The sequence below is a fragment of the Aggregatibacter actinomycetemcomitans genome (assembly GCF_003130205.1).
Lineage (GTDB): Bacteria > Pseudomonadota > Gammaproteobacteria > Enterobacterales > Pasteurellaceae > Aggregatibacter > Aggregatibacter actinomycetemcomitans_A.
In genome coordinates, this window is sequence record NZ_NRDF01000034.1 from 1 (window position 1) to 1,217 (window position 1,217).

The window sequence follows — 1,217 nt, forward strand, 5'->3', positions numbered from 1 at the left end:
CCTTTTCAGTTTTATTTTGGTTTGTCTTATCAATTATTTGATAATTTTAGCTACCACGCCGGCGCCTACCGTACGGCCACCTTCACGGATAGCGAAACGTAAACCTTGGTCCATCGCGATTGGGTGGATTAAGGATACGGTCATTTTGATGTTATCGCCCGGCATAACCATTTCCACACCTTCAGGTAACTCGATAGTACCGGTTACGTCAGTCGTACGGAAATAGAATTGTGGACGGTAACCTTTGAAGAATGGAGTATGACGACCACCTTCTTCTTTGGACAATACGTACACTTCAGATTCGAAATCAGTGTGTGGAGTAATTGAACCCGGTTTCGCCAATACCTGACCACGTTCGATTTCTTCACGTTTAGTACCACGCAATAATGCACCGATGTTTTCACCTGCACGACCTTCGTCAAGTAATTTACGGAACATTTCAACACCGGTTACGGTAGTTTTCGCAGTCGGTTTGATACCTACGATTTCAACTTCATCACCGGTACGGATGATACCGCGTTCAACACGACCTGTTACTACGGTACCACGACCGGAGATAGAGAACACGTCTTCAATTGGAAGAAGGAACGGTTGGTCAATAGCACGCTCAGGTTCCGGGATGTAAGTGTCTAAGTGGTTTGCTAATTCAAGGATTTTTTCTTCCCATGCGGCATCGCCTTCAAGTGCTTTTAATGCAGAACCGCGTACGATTGGGGTGTCATCGCCCGGGAAGTCATATTGGGAAAGAAGTTCGCGAACTTCCATTTCAACTAATTCTAATAACTCTTCATCATCTACCATGTCGCATTTATTTAAGAATACGATGATGTAAGGAACGCCTACTTGGCGACCTAATAAGATGTGCTCACGAGTTTGTGGCATAGGACCATCAGTTGCCGCTACTACTAAGATAGCACCGTCCATTTGCGCCGCACCGGTAATCATGTTTTTTACATAGTCGGCGTGTCCCGGACAGTCAACGTGTGCGTAGTGACGGGTTAGGGTGTCGTATTCAACGTGAGACGTGTTGATGGTGATACCACGCGCTTTTTCTTCAGGCGCGTTATCGATTTGGTCGAATGCACGTGCTGCACCGCCGTAGTGTTTTGCCAATACGGTAGTGATAGCTGCTGTTAAAGTGGTTTTACCATGGTCAACGTGGCCGATTGTACCCACGTTAACGTGCGGTTTTGTACGTTCAAATTTTTCTTTAGACA

The 1,217-nt window shown here is 45.9% G+C and carries 1 protein-coding gene; it reads right to left on the minus strand.

Annotated features, from left to right (window positions below; genetic code table 11):
• Positions 1-33: 33 nt before the first annotated feature.
• A partial coding sequence (gene tuf / locus DK423_RS10950) for an elongation factor Tu (protein ID WP_061886941.1) occupies positions 34-1,217 on the minus strand: 1,184 nt, incomplete at its 5' end.